This is a genomic window from Clostridium sp. BNL1100 (assembly GCF_000244875.1).
Lineage (GTDB): Bacteria > Bacillota > Clostridia > Acetivibrionales > DSM-1351 > Ruminiclostridium.
Window position 1 is genome coordinate 927,501 of the sequence record NC_016791.1, and the last position, 17,656, is coordinate 945,156.

Below are 17,656 nucleotides of genomic sequence, written 5' to 3' on the forward strand. Positions count from 1 at the left end.
CCTTATGTCTTGGGCTACACACGTACTACAATGGCTATAACAGAGGGAAGCTAAGCTGCAAAGTGGAGCAAATCCCCAAAAATAGTCCCAGTTCAGATTGTGGGCTGCAACCCGCCCACATGAAGTCGGAATTGCTAGTAATGGCAGGTCAGCATACTGCCGTGAATACGTTCCCGGGCCTTGTACACACCGCCCGTCACACCATGAGAGTCTGCAACACCCGAAGTCGATAGTCTAACCGCAAGGAGGACGTCGCCGAAGGTGGGGCCGATGATTGGGGTGAAGTCGTAACAAGGTAGCCGTATCGGAAGGTGCGGCTGGATCACCTCCTTTCTAAGGAGACATGATTCATGCAGAACTAGTTTCTAAGATGAATCAAATCTTTAGGTCGAAGATAAATGACAGGAAGGCTTGAGCTAAGCTCGCCGGATTGAAAATCATTATCTTAGAGTTTCTTTACAATCACTGTTTAGTTTTCAAAGCCCATGAAAATGGACTTTGAAAGAAGAAAATACCAGTTGACATAACAATGAAAGCTGGTATAATAGGAACTCCGCAGTCAGTGTGGCAACACAAACAACTGCGAGGTTTGTACCTTGAGAACTGAATAATGTTATTCAAAGAATGCGTTTCAAACGAAAGTTTGAAATACGTTTTAAGAAGATGAGAAGACATAGAAATATATATGAAAGTATGTATTTCCGTAAAAGTAATAAGGGTAACATGTGAAAAGGAGAAATCCTTTGAAACACGTAAAGCAGTTTACGTTGGAAACATGCAACTCTTAGGAAACTAACTCATTGATAGGTTAAGACAATCACTTTAAATCAATTACTATGTAATTGACATTGAGAATCTGATCAATCGAAGATATTCGATAAAAATTGATAGAAGCAAGCAGTACAAGGAAGGCGACCGACGAGAAGCGGAGTTTACGGTGGTAAATGAGCATCGCAGGAGGGAAGCCTGACACAGTAATGCGAAGCTTATAGCAATTTTAGAGGTCAAGCTACTAAGAGCATAGGGTGAATGCCTTGGCACCAGAAGGCGATGAAGGACGTGACAAGCTGCGAAAAGCTACGGAGAGGCGCAAATAGCCATCGACCCGTAGATATCCGAATGGGGAAACCCGGCCGAGTTAAACACTCGGTCATCGTAACATGAATACATAGTGTTACGAAGGCAGACGTTGGGAACTGAAACATCTAAGTACCAACAGGAGTAGAAATCAAAAAGAGATTCCGTAAGTAGTGGCGAGCGAAAGCGGAAGAGCCCAAACCAAAAGATAGCAATATCTTTCGGGGTTGTGGACTAGCATAATGATCCTCAAGACATAGCAGAATGAGCAGCTGGAAAGCTGAGACCATAGAGGGTAAAAGTCCCGTAAGCGAAATGTTAAGAGGCAGGCTAGTATCCAGAGTACCACGAGGCACGTGAAACCTCGTGGGAAGCAGGGTGGACCACCATCCAAGGCTAAATACTAACTGGTGACCGATAGTGAAGCAGTACCGTGAGGGAAAGGTGAAAAGAACCCCGGGAGGGGAGTGAAAGAGAACCTGAAACCCTATGTTTACAAGCAGTTGAAGAGCGTTAAAGCTCGACAGCGTACTTTTTGTAGAACGGTCCGGCGAGTTATTGTATGCAGCAAGGTTAAGTACTAAAGGTACGGAGCCGAAGGGAAACCGAGTGTTAAAAGCGCGTCAAGTTGCATGCTATAGACCCGAAACCGGGTGACCTACCCATGGACAGGTTGAAGCGGGAGTAAAATCTCGTGGAGGACCGAACCACATGACCGTTGAAAAGGTCTGGGATGAGCTGTGGGTGGCGGAGAAATTCCAATCGAACTCGGAGATAGCTGGTTCTCCCCGAAATAGCTTTAGGGCTAGCCTCAAGGGAAAATCAAACGGAGGTAGAGCACTGAATGGGCTAGGGGCCTTACCGGGTTACCGAACCCTATCAAACTCCGAATGCCGTAATGATGTTACTTGGGAGTCAGACTATGAGAGATAAGTCCCATGGTCAAAAGGGAAACAGCCCAGACCATCAGCTAAGGTCCCAAAATCACAGTTAAGTGGAAAAGGATGTGGGCTTGCTAAGACAACTAGGATGTTGGCTTAGAAGCAGCCACTCATTCAAAGAGTGCGTAATAGCTCACTAGTCGAGTGAGCCTGCGCCGAAAATTACCGGGGCTAAACTGTGTACCGAAGCTATGGATCAGCGTACATCCAATAGTATTGCTAAATAAATTAAGAAGCGATGAGGTAATTTCACGAAATGTAACATATCAAAAATGATTCAAAACATTTCGTCAAATTCCCACAGCTAAACTTGTGCCGTTAGCAGTAGTATTGGATGTACGAGGGTGGTAGGGGAGCTTACTGTTGTAGGTTGAAGCAAGATCGAAAGGACTTGTGGACGAAGCAGTAGTGAGAATGCCGGAATAAGTAGCGAGAGTAAAGTGAGAATCTTTACCGTCGAAAACCTAAGGTTTCCTGGGGAAGGTTCGTCCGCCCAGGGTAAGTCTGGACCTAAGCTGAGGCCGAAAGGCGTAAGTGATGGACAACAGGTTGAAATTCCTGTACTACCGTTAATCGATATGAGAGAGGTGGGGACGCAGGAGGATAAGTCAAGCGATCAGCTGGAAAAGATCGTGCAAGCGAGGTAGATAGTCCGGTAGGCAAATCCGCCGGATGTTTCGAAGACGTGATGCGGAGGGAAAACAAGTACCGAAGTGACAGATTCCACACTGACGAGAAAAACCACTATCCAGATTAAAGGTACCAGTACCGCAAACCGACACAGGTAGGTGAGGAGAGAATCCTAAGACGAGCGGGAGAAGCGTTGTTAAGGAACTCGGCAAATTGACCCCGTAAGTTAGCGAAAAGGGGTGCCTCAAGAGATTGAGGCCGCAGAGAATAGGCCCAAGCAACTGTTTATCAAAAACACAGGTCTCTGCTAAATCGAAAGATGAAGTATAGGGGCTGACGCCTGCCCGGTGCTGGAAGGTTACGGGAATTGCTTAGCGCAAGCGAAGGCATGAACTTAAGCCCCAGTAAACGGCGGCCGTAACTATAACGGTCCTAAGGTAGCGAAATTCCTTGTCAGGTAAGTTCTGACCCGCACGAATGGCGTAATGACTTGGGCACTGTCTCAACAACGTACCCGGCGAAATTGTAGTACTTGTGAAGATGCAAGTTACCCGCGACTAGACGGAAAGACCCCATGGAGCTTCACTGTAGCTTGATATTGGGTTTCGGTATTTTTTGTACAGGATAGGTGGGAGACTGAGAAGTGGTGGCGCCAGCCATCATGGAGTCGACGTTGGGATACCACTCTAAAAGTACTGGAACTCTAACCTGAGACCATAAGCTGGTCTAGGGACACTGTCAGGTGGGCAGTTTGACTGGGGCGGTCGCCTCCCAAAGAGTAACGGAGGCGTCCAAAGGTTACCTCAGCGCGGTTGGAAATCGCGCAACGAGTGCAAAGGCATAAGGTAGCCTGACTGCGAGAGAGACACCTCGAGCAGGTACGAAAGTAGGGCTTAGTGATCCGGTGGTATGAAAGTGGAATTGCCATCGCTCAACGGATAAAAGCTACCCTGGGGATAACAGGCTTATCTCCCCCAAGAGTCCACATCGACGGGGAGGTTTGGCACCTCGATGTCGGCTCATCGCATCCTGGAGCTGTAGCAGGTTCCAAGGGTTTGGCTGTTCGCCAATTAAAGCGGTACGCGAGCTGGGTTCAGAACGTCGTGAGACAGTTCGGTCCCTATCTGTCGCGGGCGCAGGATATTTGAGAGGATCTGTCCTTAGTACGAGAGGACCGGGATGGACGAACCTCTAGTGCACCAGTTGTCATACCAATGGCACAGCTGGGTAGCCAAGTTCGGCAGGGATAAACGCTGAAGGCATCTAAGCGTGAAACCCACCTCAAGATGAGATATCCCACTAGCAATAGGTAAGACCCCATGTAGACTACATGGTTGATAGGTCAGGAGTGTAAGCATAGTAATGTGTTAAGCTGACTGATACTAATAGGTCGAGGGTTTGACCCAAAGAAAACAGGTATTCAAAAGTAGAAGGTCTTAAAACTAGACAATGAGAGAGCTTCACATCTTCTTAAAAGGATAACATTAGTCAGTTCTGAAGGTACAAAAGTACCTAATAAATCTTCTGGTGGAAATGACGAGATGGCCACACCCGTTCCCATACCGAACACGGCAGTTAAGCATCTCAGTGCCGATAATACTTGGCTGGAAACGGCCCGGGAAAGTAGGTCTCTGCCAGATTTATATTCCTCAATAGCTCAGTCGGTAGAGCATGCGGCTGTTAACCGCAGGGTCGTAGGTTCAAGTCCTACTTGAGGAGCCAAAAATAGATCCTTTAGGGTCTATTTTTTTTTATGTTTTTTGGAATTTGGTTGTTAATCGTCGGTTAATTTTTATTATTATAGTGTAGCTAATAACTATAAACATGTTTACTATATCTAGTAAAATTGTCTGGGAAATGTATAATTTTTGACAAAATAAAAGGATTTTAAGTAACAATATGGAATATATACATTAAACCAGAAAAATATACATAAATAGATATAAGATTTTAAACTTTTGTTTGGATGTGATTGCTAATGCTCAACAAGACACGTAAGCGGCTTGGTGATTTGTTGCTGGAAGTCGAAATGATAACCCCAAATCAGCTTGAATCCGCTATTGAAGTGCAGAAAAAAACCGGTGAAAAACTTGGTTCTATACTAACAAAGTTAGGCTATGTTACTGAAGATGATATAATTCAAGTCCTTGAATTTCAGCTTGGTATTCCACATGTTAAACTTGAAAAATATAATATTGACAAGTCAGCTTATCTAGCAATACCTGAGAGTATTGCTAAGAGGTATGGGCTGATTCCTATTAAAAAGGAAAAAGGAACTTTGACTGTTGCAATGAGTGATCCGCTCAATGTGTTTGCAATAGATGACTTAAACATTTATTCAGGTATGGAGATACAGCCTGTTATTGCAAGCTTTGATGATATTTCCAAAGCAATAGACAAATATTACAGTGCTCAAAAAGCTATGAAGGCTGTTGAGGAATTTAAAAAAGAACAAGTCTCTACTATAAAGATAAATTCAGATACTTCAGAAGAACAGAATATTGAAGAAATTAATAATGCTCCTGCTGTAAAGGTTATTAATTCTATTATAGAACAAGCTGTAAGAAACAGAGCCAGCGATATACATATCGAGCCTTTTGAAGAATATATAAAAATAAGATTCAGAACAGACGGTCAGCTTTGTGAAATAATGAGGCCTGAAATTGACATAATGCCTGCAATTTCTGCACGTATAAAGATTATTGGTGGTATGAACATTGCGGAGAAAAGACTGCCACAGGACGGTAGGATAAGTATTGAGGTTGATGGCAGAGAATATGACCTAAGAGTTTCGATTTTACCAACAATTTTTGGAGAGAAGATTGTTATAAGGATTGCAGATAAAAAAGCTTTTGTTTTGAGTAGGAGTCAATTAGGATTTAATGAATATGAGGAACAGCAGTTTCACAAGATGCTGCTTAATCCCCACGGTATTATTCTGGTAACCGGGCCGACTGGAAGCGGAAAGACTACTACTCTGTACAGTGCAATTAGTGAAATTAACAGTCCGGATATGAATATTATAACGGTTGAGGACCCCGTTGAGTGCGTTATTGAAGGGGTTAATCATGTTCAGGTTAATACAAAAACAGGCATGACTTTTGCGGCGGGACTCAGGTCCATTCTCAGACAGGACCCTGATGTAATTATGATTGGAGAAATTCGTGACAGAGAAACTGCTGAAATAGCCGTAAGAGCTGCAATAACCGGACATCTGGTTCTTAGTACACTTCATACAAATGATGCGCCAAGCTCGGTTTTAAGGCTTATAGACATGGGAATTGAACCCTATATGGTTTCATCGTCTATTGTAGGTGTTATTGCTCAGCGATTATACAAAAAAATTTGTAATAATTGTAAAATGGAATATTCAGCAAATGATGATGAGAAGAGAATATTGGGCATTACCGATAAAGAGCCTGTTTTATACAAGGGTAGAGGTTGTCCCATGTGTAGCAATACCGGGTACAGAGGACGGCATGGAGTTTATGAGTTGATATCAATTACAAAAAAGCATAAGGAAATGATTAATAATAAATGTTCGGAAGAAGAATTCAGGAATTATTCCATACAAAACGGAATGGTTTCTTTAAGAGATAATTTAGTGAAAAAAGTGCTGGCAGGAGATACAACTATTGATGAATTAGTACGAATTGCATATTCAAATGATTAAATTCATAGATAATTAGAAAACTGATATCGGTTAGATTAGAAAGGCTTTGGAGATTATTATGCTTTCATTAGAGGATTTGCTAAAAAAAACTTTGGAATTTGGTGCTTCTGATTTACATTTAACAGTAGGGATTCCTCCAACTATCAGAAAAAACGGCAGACTTTCTACCATAGGTGAAGAAAAACTCATGCCTTCTGATACTGAAGCTTTTGTCAGAAGTATGCTCAATGAAGAACAGTGGAGAAAATATCAGGGGACCGGTGAACTTGATCTTTCATTTTCACTAAAAGGTATGGGAAGATTCAGAGTCAATGTCTACAAGCAAAGAGGCACCTGCTGTGCTGCTATCAGAATGGTAAACCTTGTTATTCCATCTGTTGAGGAACTTGGACTACCTAATATCGTTACGGACATGAGCAAGAAAACTAAGGGAATGATTTTAGTTACCGGCCCTACCGGAAGCGGAAAATCAACTACTTTGGCTTTAATTATTGATTTGATAAATAAAAACAGGGATTGCCATATACTTACATTGGAAGATCCAATTGAGTATCTTCACAAACACAATAAATCCATTGTAAATCAGAGGGAAATAGGAAATGATTCGCAATCCTATTCTGCTGCACTTAGAGCGGCTTTAAGAGAAGACCCCGATGTAATTCTGGTAGGAGAGATGCGAGATACCGAAACTATAGCCATAGCTGTTACTGCGGCGGAAACTGGACACTTGGTTTTGTCTACATTACATACTATCGGAGCTGCTAATACAATTGACAGAATAATAGATGTTTTCCCTCCATATCAGCAGCAGCAGATAAAAGTTCAGCTTTCAACGGTTATTCAGTCAGTTATTTCGCAGCAGCTTCTTCCAAGAAAAGATAAGCCAGGGAGAGTACCGGCTATTGAAATTATGGTAGCTACTCCTGCGGTAAGGAATTTAATCCGTGAGGGTAAAACATATCAGATTAATTCCCAGATTCAGACCGGTGCAAAATTCGGAATGCAAGCAATGGACTTGAGCCTGGCAAGCTTGTATAAAAAAGGTATCATAAGTCAGGAAGATGCAATGACTTATGCCATGGATCCAGACAATATTATCAGATACATGGGGTAAAGCTGGCAATATTTGTTGACTATTAACTACGATGTGATAATATTAAATGTATAAACATTTCCATAACAATACATTTGTGGTTTATACTTTAATAATTTAAAATTATATACTTTTCAGGTGATTTTTATTGGCTAACTATATTTATAATGCTAAAACCAAGTCAGGTGAAACAGTATCCGGCAATGTGGAGGCCTCCGATGTCAATATGGCAATAGCTTTTGTCAAAGACAGAGGATATTTTCCTATGGCAGTGTATGAAAATACCGGACCGGGTAAGGAAATTGAGTTTAAGGTACATAAAAAAGTAAAGGTTAAAGACCTGTCTATTTTGTGCCGTCAATTTCATACTATGCTTAATGCGGGAGTTTCTGTTATCGGATGTCTTGATTTACTGCGTAGCCAAACACAGAATCCCACCTTACGTGATGCAATGTCACAACTTTATGATGATGTACAGAAGGGAAAAACACTTTCTGAATCAATGAAATTACTTTCAAAGGTTTTTCCGGTACTTATGGTCAGTATGGTAGAAGTGGGTGAGGTAAGCGGAACTCTTGAACAAGTTCTGGAAAGACTATCTGTTCAGTTTGAAAAAGACACCAAAGTTAAGTCAAAGGTTTCAACTGCTATGATGTATCCTGCGGTTATAGGGTGTATTGCCTTGGTAATGGTTACGTTTATGATTGTCTTCATAGTACCTAAGTTTGTTAGTATGGTTAACAGTGTTGGAGGAACGCTTCCAATGCCTACCAGAATAATATTATTTATAAGCGGACTTTTTACCAACCCTTTATTTTTGCTGGGGTTTGCTCTGGTTATCGTAGCTGGGGTTTGGGGATTCAGAAGATTTAAAAGTACGGAACACGGTAAATTTTTGATTGACAGTCTTATTTTTAAAATGCCAATGGTTGGTGCAAATGTGCAGAAGATTTTGGCTTCACGTTTTACAAGAACCTTGAGTACGTTGTTGAGATCAGGTGTTTCCCTAATTCATGCACTTGAGGTTGTAGACGGTGTAGTAAACAACCAGATTGTTTCCAGAGGACTTTTAAAAGTTAAGGAAAGTGTTAAAATGGGTTCAAATTTGGCAGCACCACTTGAGAAAATGGGGATTTTCCCGCTGATGGTAACTCACATGATCAGCGTTGGAGAAGAAGCAGGTTCTCTTGATTCCATCATGGAAAAGGTGGCGGATTTCTATGATGAGGAAGTGGAAACATCTGTAAGCAAACTGGTTGCTATGATGGAACCGCTTCTGATGATGGTACTTGCGATTATAGTAGGCTTTATTGTTGTTGCAATGATATTGCCCATATTCAGCATGTATCAGGGTGTGGGCCAATAAAATAAATATATATATATAACTAATAAGGGGGAGTTCTAATGTTTAAATTCTTTAAGAAGGTAAAGAAAAATAAGAAGGGTTATACCCTGACAGAGTTGATTGTGGTTGTAGCAATTCTGGGTATACTGGCTGCGGTAGCAACACCTATGGTATTAAATCAGGTATCAAAGGCAAAAACAAGTGCGGATGCAGCTAACGAAAAAGCTATTGAAAATGCATATTTAGTCGGTATGGCTGATGCTTCTGATACAACCGTTCCGGCTGATTTTACAGGAGTAAAGAAAAAAATAGGGGATGCACTGGCATCCATTCCAAAGCCTCACGACAAATCAAAAGATTTTTATCTTAACCCGACTACAGGTGAAGCCACTGCTGCAAGTGCAACTCCAAGTCCAGTGGCAAGTTGGATAAAGTTAAAATAAATAAAATGCAAACATTACTCATAATTTACATATTAATATTCGGGCTTGTAATAGGCTGTTTTCTTAATGTATGTATTTCTCGCATACCTCAAAAACAGTCTATTATAAGACCTCCATCCCGTTGTACCAGTTGTGGGACAACACTCAGGCCCCTTGATCTTGTGCCTGTATTCAGTTTTGTATTTTTGAGAGGCAAATGCCGCTACTGTGGGGAAGAAGTATCCGCCGTGAATCCTATAGTAGAAATTATTACAACAACTGTTTTTGTTGCACTTTATTTAAAGTACTCTTTAACGGTTGAATTTGCAGCCATGGCATTGCTATCATGTATACTGATTTGCATAGCTTTTATAGATGCGGAGTACAGGATAATTCCAAACGGGTTTATCATTACAGGATTAATAAGTGGGTCGGCTTTATTTTTATATAATTTATTTTATCCGGTGGACATGTTCGGTGACAGAGTATGGTTTAACCCAATACTGGGTTTTACTGTGGGCACTAGTTTTCTTTTGATGGTTTCTCTTGTGGGGATGCTTGTTTACAAGAGTGATGATGCCATGGGAATTGGTGATATAAAGCTTTATGCGGTTATAGGACTTTTCCTTGGCTGGCGTATGACAATTATCAGCCTTATGCTTTCTGTTTTTTCAGCAGCTATCGGATGTGTTTTACTTATTATCTTAAAAAAGAATAACAGAAAGTCCACCATTGCATTTGGGCCATATATAGCAATCGGGACTTTTATAACAATTATATATGGCTGGAATTTACTTGAACAATATATGAACTTGCTTAAATAACTATATCAATGGAACTATAGAGGCGAAAGATATGATTGGGAAAAATCTTTTAGCGATGGATATCGGGAATGACACTATTAAAATTGTCAGCGGTTCGGCAAGTAAGAAAAATATATTTATCAATGAGTACGGTATTATTAATACACCCGTTGAGTGTATTAATGACGGTATGATAATTGATACCGCTACGGTATCTAAGGTTATTTGTGAAGCTATAAGAACTCATAAAATAGGTGGTGGAGCTCTTGTAATGACTGTTACAGGAACGGGAGTCATCACAAGAGATATAGTGCTGCCAAAATCAACGGAACAGGAAATTGAAAAGATGCTTGAATTTGAGGCTCAGCAGTACTTTCCCGTTGATTTAAAGGATTATACCGTTGATTTTAAGGTTATGGAGAACATAGGCGATCAGATTCGTGTGCTGGTTGTGGCTGCTCCCAATAAGCAAATTGAGACTTATATTACTCTGGCAAAGCTTTTGAAACAGCAATTAGCAGCTATTGATATTCCATCTAATTGTGTTCTGAAGCTTTTATCTTTTTCACCTCTGTATAGTGATGAAACCGTAGAAGAATACGCCGTTGTTGATATAGGAAGGGATACTTCCGGAGTGTGTTTTTTCAGAAATAACATTTTAAAATTCAGCAGGATTTTATTAAATGGTGTTTCAGAGGTTGATAGTATTATTGCCAATAAGTATAATCTGGAATTTAAAGTTGCTGAAGAACTCAAACGTTCTTTTAAAGGGCTTAATAGTCAGTCTGATTCAGAAGATAAATTTAGTGATTTAGGCGAGGTTATTAAAGGAGCACTTGACAGCATAGTATCCGATTTAAACAGGTTTATAGAATTCTATAATTCCAGAGATAATTCAAATAATGTTGAAAAGATTTATATTTATGGCGGTGGCAGCAAGCTAAAAGGCATTACAGAGTACTTTTCAAGTACTTTCAATATGCCGGTTTTACCCTTTCCTTTGTTAAAGGAAATTGTTTATAAGGGACATAAGGAGAGAGAAGCTTTTGAACATGACTACCCATTTTTGATTAATGCCATAGGCTGTTTGACAAGAGCATTTAAATAAGCCTTCTCGAATTAAGGTACATGGTGGGGAGGGTAATTATTGAATATTAAAAGTGAAAAGGGCGTTACCTTAACGGAGGTAATCGGGGCAGTAACGATCTTGCTTATGCTGATGGTACCACTAACATTTATTTTTACTACTACTTACGCTAAATGCGTGGCGGAGGCTGACAAAGCAGCTGCCCAGCAAGTTGCAAGAGAGGTTCTATATGGTGACGGAATTAATTTCAATGGTATTATTGGTGATTTGGCGAAGTCAAACGCCAAAATAGGCGCCAAAAGCAGTGAAGTAAATATACCCCTGAATGGATTTAGTATAAGTATTCCTGCTAACAATGGAATCAGGGAGTACCTGTATGATTCAAATGTCGGGGGAGGTGTGGTTTTATATAACGGTAAGAGGATTAATGAAAAATCTTCTTCCGGAAAAGATATTGAAATAGTAGGTTTTCATCTTCAAACAATATTGAAAAACGATTTTAATGACCATGACCAATTAAGGGTTCAAGTCAGGGTATCTTGCGGTAGAAGTGGAATTGTAGAGGTTGAAAGCAGCTACAGATTTCCCAATATAGAAGAGTAGCTAAAATATACATGCAAGGGTGGGATAGTATTTGAAAGACTTAAATCTTATTCCTAAAAGTTTGATTGTTGATAAAAAAAATAAGGCTAAAAAGACGTATCTCTCTATCCTTATAATTTGCATAGGCTTAATAGCTGTCACTGCGTATACGGCTCCTGCAATTTATGAAATTAATCTGCGTAACGATAAACAAGAACTTGAAAAGAAGGTAAATAGTACAACTAGTTATGTTGAAACCGTGAATGAGTTCAATTCTCTTAAAAAGGCAGTAGAAGTAAGGGAAGCTGAAGGTAAGAAACTATCCCTTAATCGGATTGTTGTTTTGGGTATTGTTAATGCAATTGAAAATGCATGTCCTGAAAAGCTGTTGATACAAAATTTTGTATCAACCGGGAATAATGAATCAGATACAAAAGTCGTTTTAAAGGGTGTTTCAACTGATGAGAATACTTTGGCATCTTTTTTAAGAAATTTAATGGAAGATGATTATTTTAACAATGTAGTTTTATCAAATATTTCAAATAAACAGGGAAATAACGGTACTACTTTTGAAGTTACCCTGAGTGGTATAAAGAAGAGTGACCTTATTATATATAACAACTGGAATAACGGGTTCAGGATTTGTTATGAGCCTGACTGGAGTAAAAAAGTAGATAAGGATGATAGTGTTTTGTTTACCGCAAATAAGAGATTGACCTCTACAGATGCTGATTCTCTTGAAATAAATGTCACATCTACTGAACTTACATCAAAGGAATTTACAGATAAAAGGATAAATACACTGAAAAATGAGTTGGAAGGATTTAAAGAAATATATACTACCAAGACTAAAAGCTCAGGGGAAGAAGCTTACAAGTTAATGTATCTGGGAGATGAAAAGGGAACCAGATATAAATATTTGGAGCTTTACACAGTCAAGGACAGCAAGGGTTATATAGTTAAATACAAAAGCGACCCCAATAGTTTTGAAGTTAAGGCAAGAACAATTGACCATATACTTAAATCTTTTACTGCTATAAAAAGTCCGTAAATAGTTTAATCAGCTGGAGTATTATTTTACATATATAGAAATGGAGATACATATGAAATTAACTCAGCGTGATAAAAAACTACTGATTGTTCTGGGAGTTGTGATATTTACTGTTGTTTTTCTGAAATTCTTACTGTTGCCAAAGTTAGGTTCTATCAGCCAACTTAAAACGGATATTGCAACATTAAGTGACTCCTATGCAGTGAATATGGCTTACAAGGCAAAGGTAAACAGAATTGACGGAGATATCAAGATTTTGTCTAAAAAACTTGGAGACTTGAGAGAAATTTACCCTCCAAGTATTGACAGTGATGAGCTTCTGGTGCTTATGAAGAATTTAACAAGTGAAGCCGGATTGGAAGTAAAGTCAATTTCTTTCGGTGCTATAGGTGGGATGGATGGAAATAAGGCGGATTATAAGGCAGAAAGTAAGAATACTGACACAAAAGAGGCCGGTACTCCTGATGCAAAGACTGATAATATTCCGGAAAATGGCGATGGAAGTAAATTGGGAAATGGAATATTATCTGATATCAGAAATTACTTTTACCTTTGGGGACTGAAAAGCAAAAAAAGCAGTGTGGTTGATGAAGCTGTCCCAGATGGCAAAAGTTATGGTGTATCTGTAAAACTTGAGGCTACCGGGAGCAACGAGGAAATAAAAGCCTACTTTGATAAGCTTTCAAAGCTTAAAAACAAGGCAATTTGTAAAGCAGTCAGTATTTCACCCGGCCAGAATAGTGTCCAGAATGATAAAGATAAGAAAAATTTGAAGCTGAGTGCGGAGATAGTATTTTATGGAATTATGGATAAAGGAGCAGGAGATTATTATATGCTGGAGGACGGCAAATGGGCTCCGATTCCTGCTAACGGAAAGAAAGACATTTTTAAGTACTATAATGGATTTAATCCTCTAGGGCAATCCGGGTATACACAAAATACGGATATTAGTAATAATGAAAACAGCGTTGAAAATAAAGATAAAAGCCAGTTGGATGAAGTTATTCCGAGTACATATGACTTTTCTGTAGTAGCATCACATTTCGGAGGCGGGCTGGCTCCAAGTGTATCAATTAACTGTAAAAACCCGGCGTTACCGGAAAATTCATATTCGGTAGTATATGGTGACAACAAGGGTACAGAAAATGCTGAAATATATATTGAGCAGAAGAACGGTAAATATTACTGCAAATTTAAAACAGAGCATGAGAGCTATCCTGATATGCAATACAGTAAGACTATGGAGTTTGTACCTGTTGGAGAGGATTTAAAGCTTGTTATTATTTCTTCCGAGAGACAAGATGAGAACGACAACGCAGGGGTAAAACTAAATATAATTAATAATTCGGATAAGCAGCTTGTTTATAAGATTTATATGGATGATCCAAGTCTGCCCAGAGTTGAAATAGGTAAAACAGTTGGAAAAGTAACTAAGCAATAGTAGCAGGTGATTTATATGACTAAGCTCAAAAAGCTACTTAAAAACGAAAACGGCGAAACTTTTATAGAAGTATTGGCTGCTGTAATATTGTTGGCGGTGATTGCAGGACCTTTGTTAAGCATGGCCATGTCTTCCTATTACTATAATAGGGATTCGGAGCAAAAGACTAAAGCGGCTGCCATTGCACAAATGGTGATGGATGAAGTAAAGTCTAAAAAGAACCTTGAAAGTACCGGGGACAGTTACTTACCGTTTAATATTGAACCCTTTAAAGAGGCAGTTAACACAAAGCTGCAACCCTACTACAAGATTGAAAACGTAGAGAAGGGTAAGTTAACACCTCCTACAAATGAATATATATATGATAACTCGGAAGCAGATAATCCTGACTTGGAGCTTATTATCGAACAGGGTACCAGCGGAGATAACAACATACCTATGATTGAGTTGAAAGTATTCAATCCAGTTACAGAACCAAGCCCAAGCAGTATAAAAATTGATTCAGAATTTGATTGCCGTAAAGATAAATTAATTATGGAGTTTGATAAAAACGGATATAATTTTAAGTGCGGTATAGGTAAAAGTTCACCAGTTAGTTTAAAAGAATTTGCACCTGTCAGTCAAAATTGTATAAAGCTTAAGATAAGCTGTAAAAATGACGATGGTAAGCCCAATTCCAATGAACAGCTGAAAGTATTTACTTATAGCAATCAAGAGGTTAATCTGAAGGCATATGTAACTGATGGTAAAGAGTTGGAGCCCGGAGTGTGCTTTGTTAATAAAAGCAGCAATATGGAATACGAAATAAACTACATGGAAACAAAGGCTTTTAATTATGGTCCGATAAATGAGCTTCTTAAAATAGTTGTTGAAGTCAGAAAAAAAGATGGCACGGTTATATATACTGCCTCATCCTATGTAAAGAAGTAGTAGGTGGTTATAATGAGTAAAATAAGGGATTTATTAAAAAAAAGAAATGGGTCTACTTTGGCTATGGTCCTTTTCTTAGTGTTTGTTTTATCTGCTACTGCTTTGGCTGTCATGGCACTTGCCGGCTCAGAACTTGTAATGAGTACTGTAACCTCTGACCGGAGCAAAGCTTTGTTTGCAGCACAGGCAGGTGCGGAAAAAGTTGCACAAAGGCTGGATACCGAGGTGGGAAGAATACAGGACAGTGCAAGGGTAACTTCCAGTGAAGTGATTAAAAAGGCTATAGATGACAAATTGCCTGTGTTCAACGAAATAATTGATACTACTGACCCCAATAATATAAAGGTATTGAAAGAGAAAGAACTGAACGACATTTATGAATCTGAGTACAAATATCAATTCTTTAAAATACTGTCTGAATGGCTTGGACAACAGACAGCAACCGGGGGAGAATGGGACAGTGCTGTACCCCACGGTGTCCAACATGTTGTTACTAAAGAAGGAAAAGATATTTCTATAAATGATGGCAGTTTTACCTATAGTGTTATACATCCAAACCGAACTGGGAAAACCTATTCGTCAATAGATGCTTCCTCCACACTTCAGGCTAATGAAATATCATCAATAACTGTAAAGGCAACGGGAGAATACAAGTCAGGTAAGCATAATTATAAAAGAAGTATTTCAGCAGAGTTCAGCTTTTTGACTGAATCTGTAAATAACAATGATGAAATACCCATTATTTACAGTAAACTTACGAAGGTTAAGGTAAATAAGGACAACAAACCTGAAATACTTAGGGATAAGGCAGTTGTAGCACGTAAAAACATTATTTCGGTTAATGGAAACGTAAACATTGGGAAGGGGAATGCCATTTGCTTCGGAACCATCCCAACCGTAAATGGTACTGATATAAATTATAATGCTGATGGCTATAAATATGGCGGTTTTATGGCCGGGATGACAAGGGATACTTGGAATGACATCAACTTAGGGCATAACAACAAGAGCCTTAAAGATAACATTATTGAGACTATACCGGGTATGTTTGCCGATTTCACGAATTTTCCGGGATCTTTTAATATTCAAGAAGGTAATGCAATTACTGCTGCATATATTCATACTCTTTATAGTAATAAAAACTCGCCATCAAAAATAAATGTTCAAAAAGGTGATGTTTATGCCAGAAGTGTAAAAGTAGAGAATAAGGCTCATTCAAGTGAGATTAACTTGAAAAACGTTTTCTTGACTGATGATTTAAGGATTGATTCAAATAATTCCACGGTTAACATTGGAGAGTGGGAAGGAGATAAAGCCGGGGAGGGTATGCTTGTGGGGCTAAATCCGGGTGATCCGGCTTCAGGGTATGATACTTCCAGTGCAGTTATAGTTTCGGGGGATTCAAACCTTAATATTAATGGGAGCATTTATATCGGAGGAACAACATATTTTAATGAATATAAAAATATAACCGATAATAAAATGTATTTTTCGGGAATATCTGTACTTAAATCAGGCAGCTTACCGGCAGAAGCATTCCGTATGTGGGATGACATTGAAATTCCGTCAAAGGAGGTATACCCCGGAAATGTTTTTTATCTTTATGATAAATACCGGGATACTAACGGGGTTCCTGATGCCGATGACTATATAAATGTCAATGACCCTATGGAACAACAAAAGCTCATTAGTGCCGGGTTTAACTATAAGTCCAAGAATGAAAGTCAGCCTGATGATTCGCCTCCGGTACAAATGATGATGGGCAGCCAGACAAAGCCACTGTTCGATATTCTGGATAGGGCTATGCACTTCAAATGGATATGGGATACCTTCTGGAAGGATGATGTAGGGTATTATTCCTACCTGAATTCAGGTGATATCAGAATAGAACATTATGAAAAAGCTGATGACGGTAATTATGTTAAAAATACCAATAAAGTCAAAGGCTGGTGTTTCGGGGCTGTTGCTGCCAACGATACGGTTTACGGGCCTTATGGTGGGTTTACGGAGGACAATGGGCAGTACTATATCGAAAAAGGTATGAGGTCTGTTTTATATAGAAATAACATGAGTTTATTCGTACAGGAGTTTGGTCAGGTAATGGATGCAAAGCCTGCTAAGAACCTTACGGATGACGGAAATACTAAGACAGCCGGTCTTATTAATAAATCGGTAAGGCGGAATGAAACTGTAGTATCCAAATCAGGGGTATTTTTTCTGAACAGCAGCGGTAATGTTGTTCTATCAAGCAGTCAGGTAAACAGTGTAGATATTCCAAAAGAGGATGGATATTTGCAAGGGATTATCTATTCTGCAGGAGATATATATGTTGAGGCAGGAACTAAATTTAAAGGGATACTTATTGCGGAGGGCAATATAGTATTTCTTGGGGGAGCAGACATATCTTACGATGAAAATACCGTAGATATACTTTTGAGTGAGGAACCCGATGCAGGGAGACTATTTAATTACAGTGCGTCGGAGATTGTTCTAAGTAATTCATCCATAAAAACAATAAAAAAACCAAATGTTAAAAATATAAAGATAACTTCATGGAAGGAAGAAAAATAAATTAGTTGCA

General features: G+C 39.2%; 11 protein-coding genes, 1 tRNA gene and 3 rRNA genes (1 of these 15 running past the window's edge). All 15 read left to right on the forward strand.

What is annotated here, in order from left to right:
- Positions 1-333 (forward strand): 16S ribosomal RNA (locus CLO1100_RS04035) (it extends 1,189 nt beyond the left edge of the window).
- Between the two features lie 669 nt (positions 334-1,002).
- Positions 1,003-4,054: ribosomal RNA gene (locus CLO1100_RS04040) — 23S ribosomal RNA — on the forward strand.
- A gap of 117 nt (positions 4,055-4,171) precedes the next feature.
- Positions 4,172-4,288 (forward strand): 5S ribosomal RNA (gene rrf / locus CLO1100_RS04045).
- Together the 16S, 23S and 5S rRNA genes with 1 tRNA gene alongside form the textbook arrangement of a ribosomal RNA operon.
- A gap of 6 nt (positions 4,289-4,294) precedes the next feature.
- Positions 4,295-4,370 (forward strand) — tRNA-Asn (locus CLO1100_RS04050).
- Between the two features lie 256 nt (positions 4,371-4,626).
- Positions 4,627-6,321: a GspE/PulE family protein gene (locus CLO1100_RS04055; protein WP_014312479.1), complete on the forward strand. Its 1,695-nt coding sequence runs from the start codon at positions 4,627-4,629 to the stop codon at positions 6,319-6,321.
- Positions 6,322-6,379: 58 nt separating this feature from the next.
- Positions 6,380-7,435, forward strand: coding sequence for a type IV pilus twitching motility protein PilT (locus tag CLO1100_RS04060; protein WP_014312480.1), 1,056 nt, complete (start codon positions 6,380-6,382; stop codon positions 7,433-7,435).
- Positions 7,436-7,562: 127 nt separating this feature from the next.
- Positions 7,563-8,780, forward strand: coding sequence for a type II secretion system F family protein (locus CLO1100_RS04065; protein WP_014312481.1), 1,218 nt, complete (start codon positions 7,563-7,565; stop codon positions 8,778-8,780).
- Positions 8,781-8,818: 38 nt separating this feature from the next.
- Positions 8,819-9,202, forward strand: a complete 384-nt coding sequence (locus CLO1100_RS04070) for a prepilin-type N-terminal cleavage/methylation domain-containing protein (RefSeq protein ID WP_014312482.1) — start codon at positions 8,819-8,821, stop codon at positions 9,200-9,202.
- 5 nt (positions 9,203-9,207) lie between these two features.
- On the forward strand, positions 9,208-10,005 hold the full coding sequence (locus CLO1100_RS04075) for an A24 family peptidase (protein ID WP_014312483.1): 798 nt from the start codon (positions 9,208-9,210) through the stop codon (positions 10,003-10,005).
- A 31-nt stretch (positions 10,006-10,036) separates the two neighbouring features.
- The gene (gene pilM / locus CLO1100_RS04080; RefSeq protein ID WP_014312484.1) at positions 10,037-11,092 is read left to right on the forward strand and encodes a type IV pilus assembly protein PilM; all 1,056 of its coding nucleotides are present in this window, start codon (positions 10,037-10,039) and stop codon (positions 11,090-11,092) included.
- Positions 11,093-11,131: 39 nt separating this feature from the next.
- Positions 11,132-11,674, forward strand: coding sequence for a hypothetical protein (locus CLO1100_RS04085; RefSeq protein ID WP_014312485.1), 543 nt, complete (start codon positions 11,132-11,134; stop codon positions 11,672-11,674).
- Positions 11,675-11,705: 31 nt separating this feature from the next.
- A complete protein-coding gene (locus CLO1100_RS04090; RefSeq protein WP_014312486.1) occupies positions 11,706-12,704 on the forward strand; it encodes a PilN domain-containing protein in 999 nt (332 codons plus the stop codon).
- A gap of 52 nt (positions 12,705-12,756) precedes the next feature.
- Complete coding sequence (locus CLO1100_RS04095) at positions 12,757-14,145, forward strand: hypothetical protein (protein WP_014312487.1); 1,389 nt, start codon at positions 12,757-12,759, stop codon at positions 14,143-14,145.
- Positions 14,146-14,160: 15 nt separating this feature from the next.
- Positions 14,161-15,075, forward strand: a complete 915-nt coding sequence (locus CLO1100_RS04100; RefSeq protein WP_014312488.1) for a hypothetical protein — start codon at positions 14,161-14,163, stop codon at positions 15,073-15,075.
- A 12-nt stretch (positions 15,076-15,087) separates the two neighbouring features.
- Entirely contained in the window at positions 15,088-17,646 is a 2,559-nt protein-coding gene (locus CLO1100_RS04105; RefSeq protein WP_014312489.1) for a pilus assembly PilX N-terminal domain-containing protein, read from the forward strand.
- Positions 17,647-17,656: the final 10 nt, after the last annotated feature.

Bases quoted from the DNA above. Each gene is read 5' to 3' on its own strand.
- CLO1100_RS04055 (WP_014312479.1), top strand. From the start codon at position 4,627: ATGCTCAACAAGACACGTAAGCGGCTTGGTGATTTGTTGCTGGAAGTC.
- CLO1100_RS04060 (WP_014312480.1), top strand. From the start codon at position 6,380: ATGCTTTCATTAGAGGATTTGCTAAAAAAAACTTTGGAATTTGGTGCT.
- CLO1100_RS04070 (WP_014312482.1), top strand. From the start codon at position 8,819: ATGTTTAAATTCTTTAAGAAGGTAAAGAAAAATAAGAAGGGTTATACC.
- CLO1100_RS04075 (WP_014312483.1), top strand. From the start codon at position 9,208: ATGCAAACATTACTCATAATTTACATATTAATATTCGGGCTTGTAATA.
- pilM (WP_014312484.1), top strand. From the start codon at position 10,037: ATGATTGGGAAAAATCTTTTAGCGATGGATATCGGGAATGACACTATT.
- CLO1100_RS04095 (WP_014312487.1), top strand. From the start codon at position 12,757: ATGAAATTAACTCAGCGTGATAAAAAACTACTGATTGTTCTGGGAGTT.
- CLO1100_RS04100 (WP_014312488.1), top strand. From the start codon at position 14,161: ATGACTAAGCTCAAAAAGCTACTTAAAAACGAAAACGGCGAAACTTTT.
- CLO1100_RS04105 (WP_014312489.1), top strand. From the start codon at position 15,088: ATGAGTAAAATAAGGGATTTATTAAAAAAAAGAAATGGGTCTACTTTG.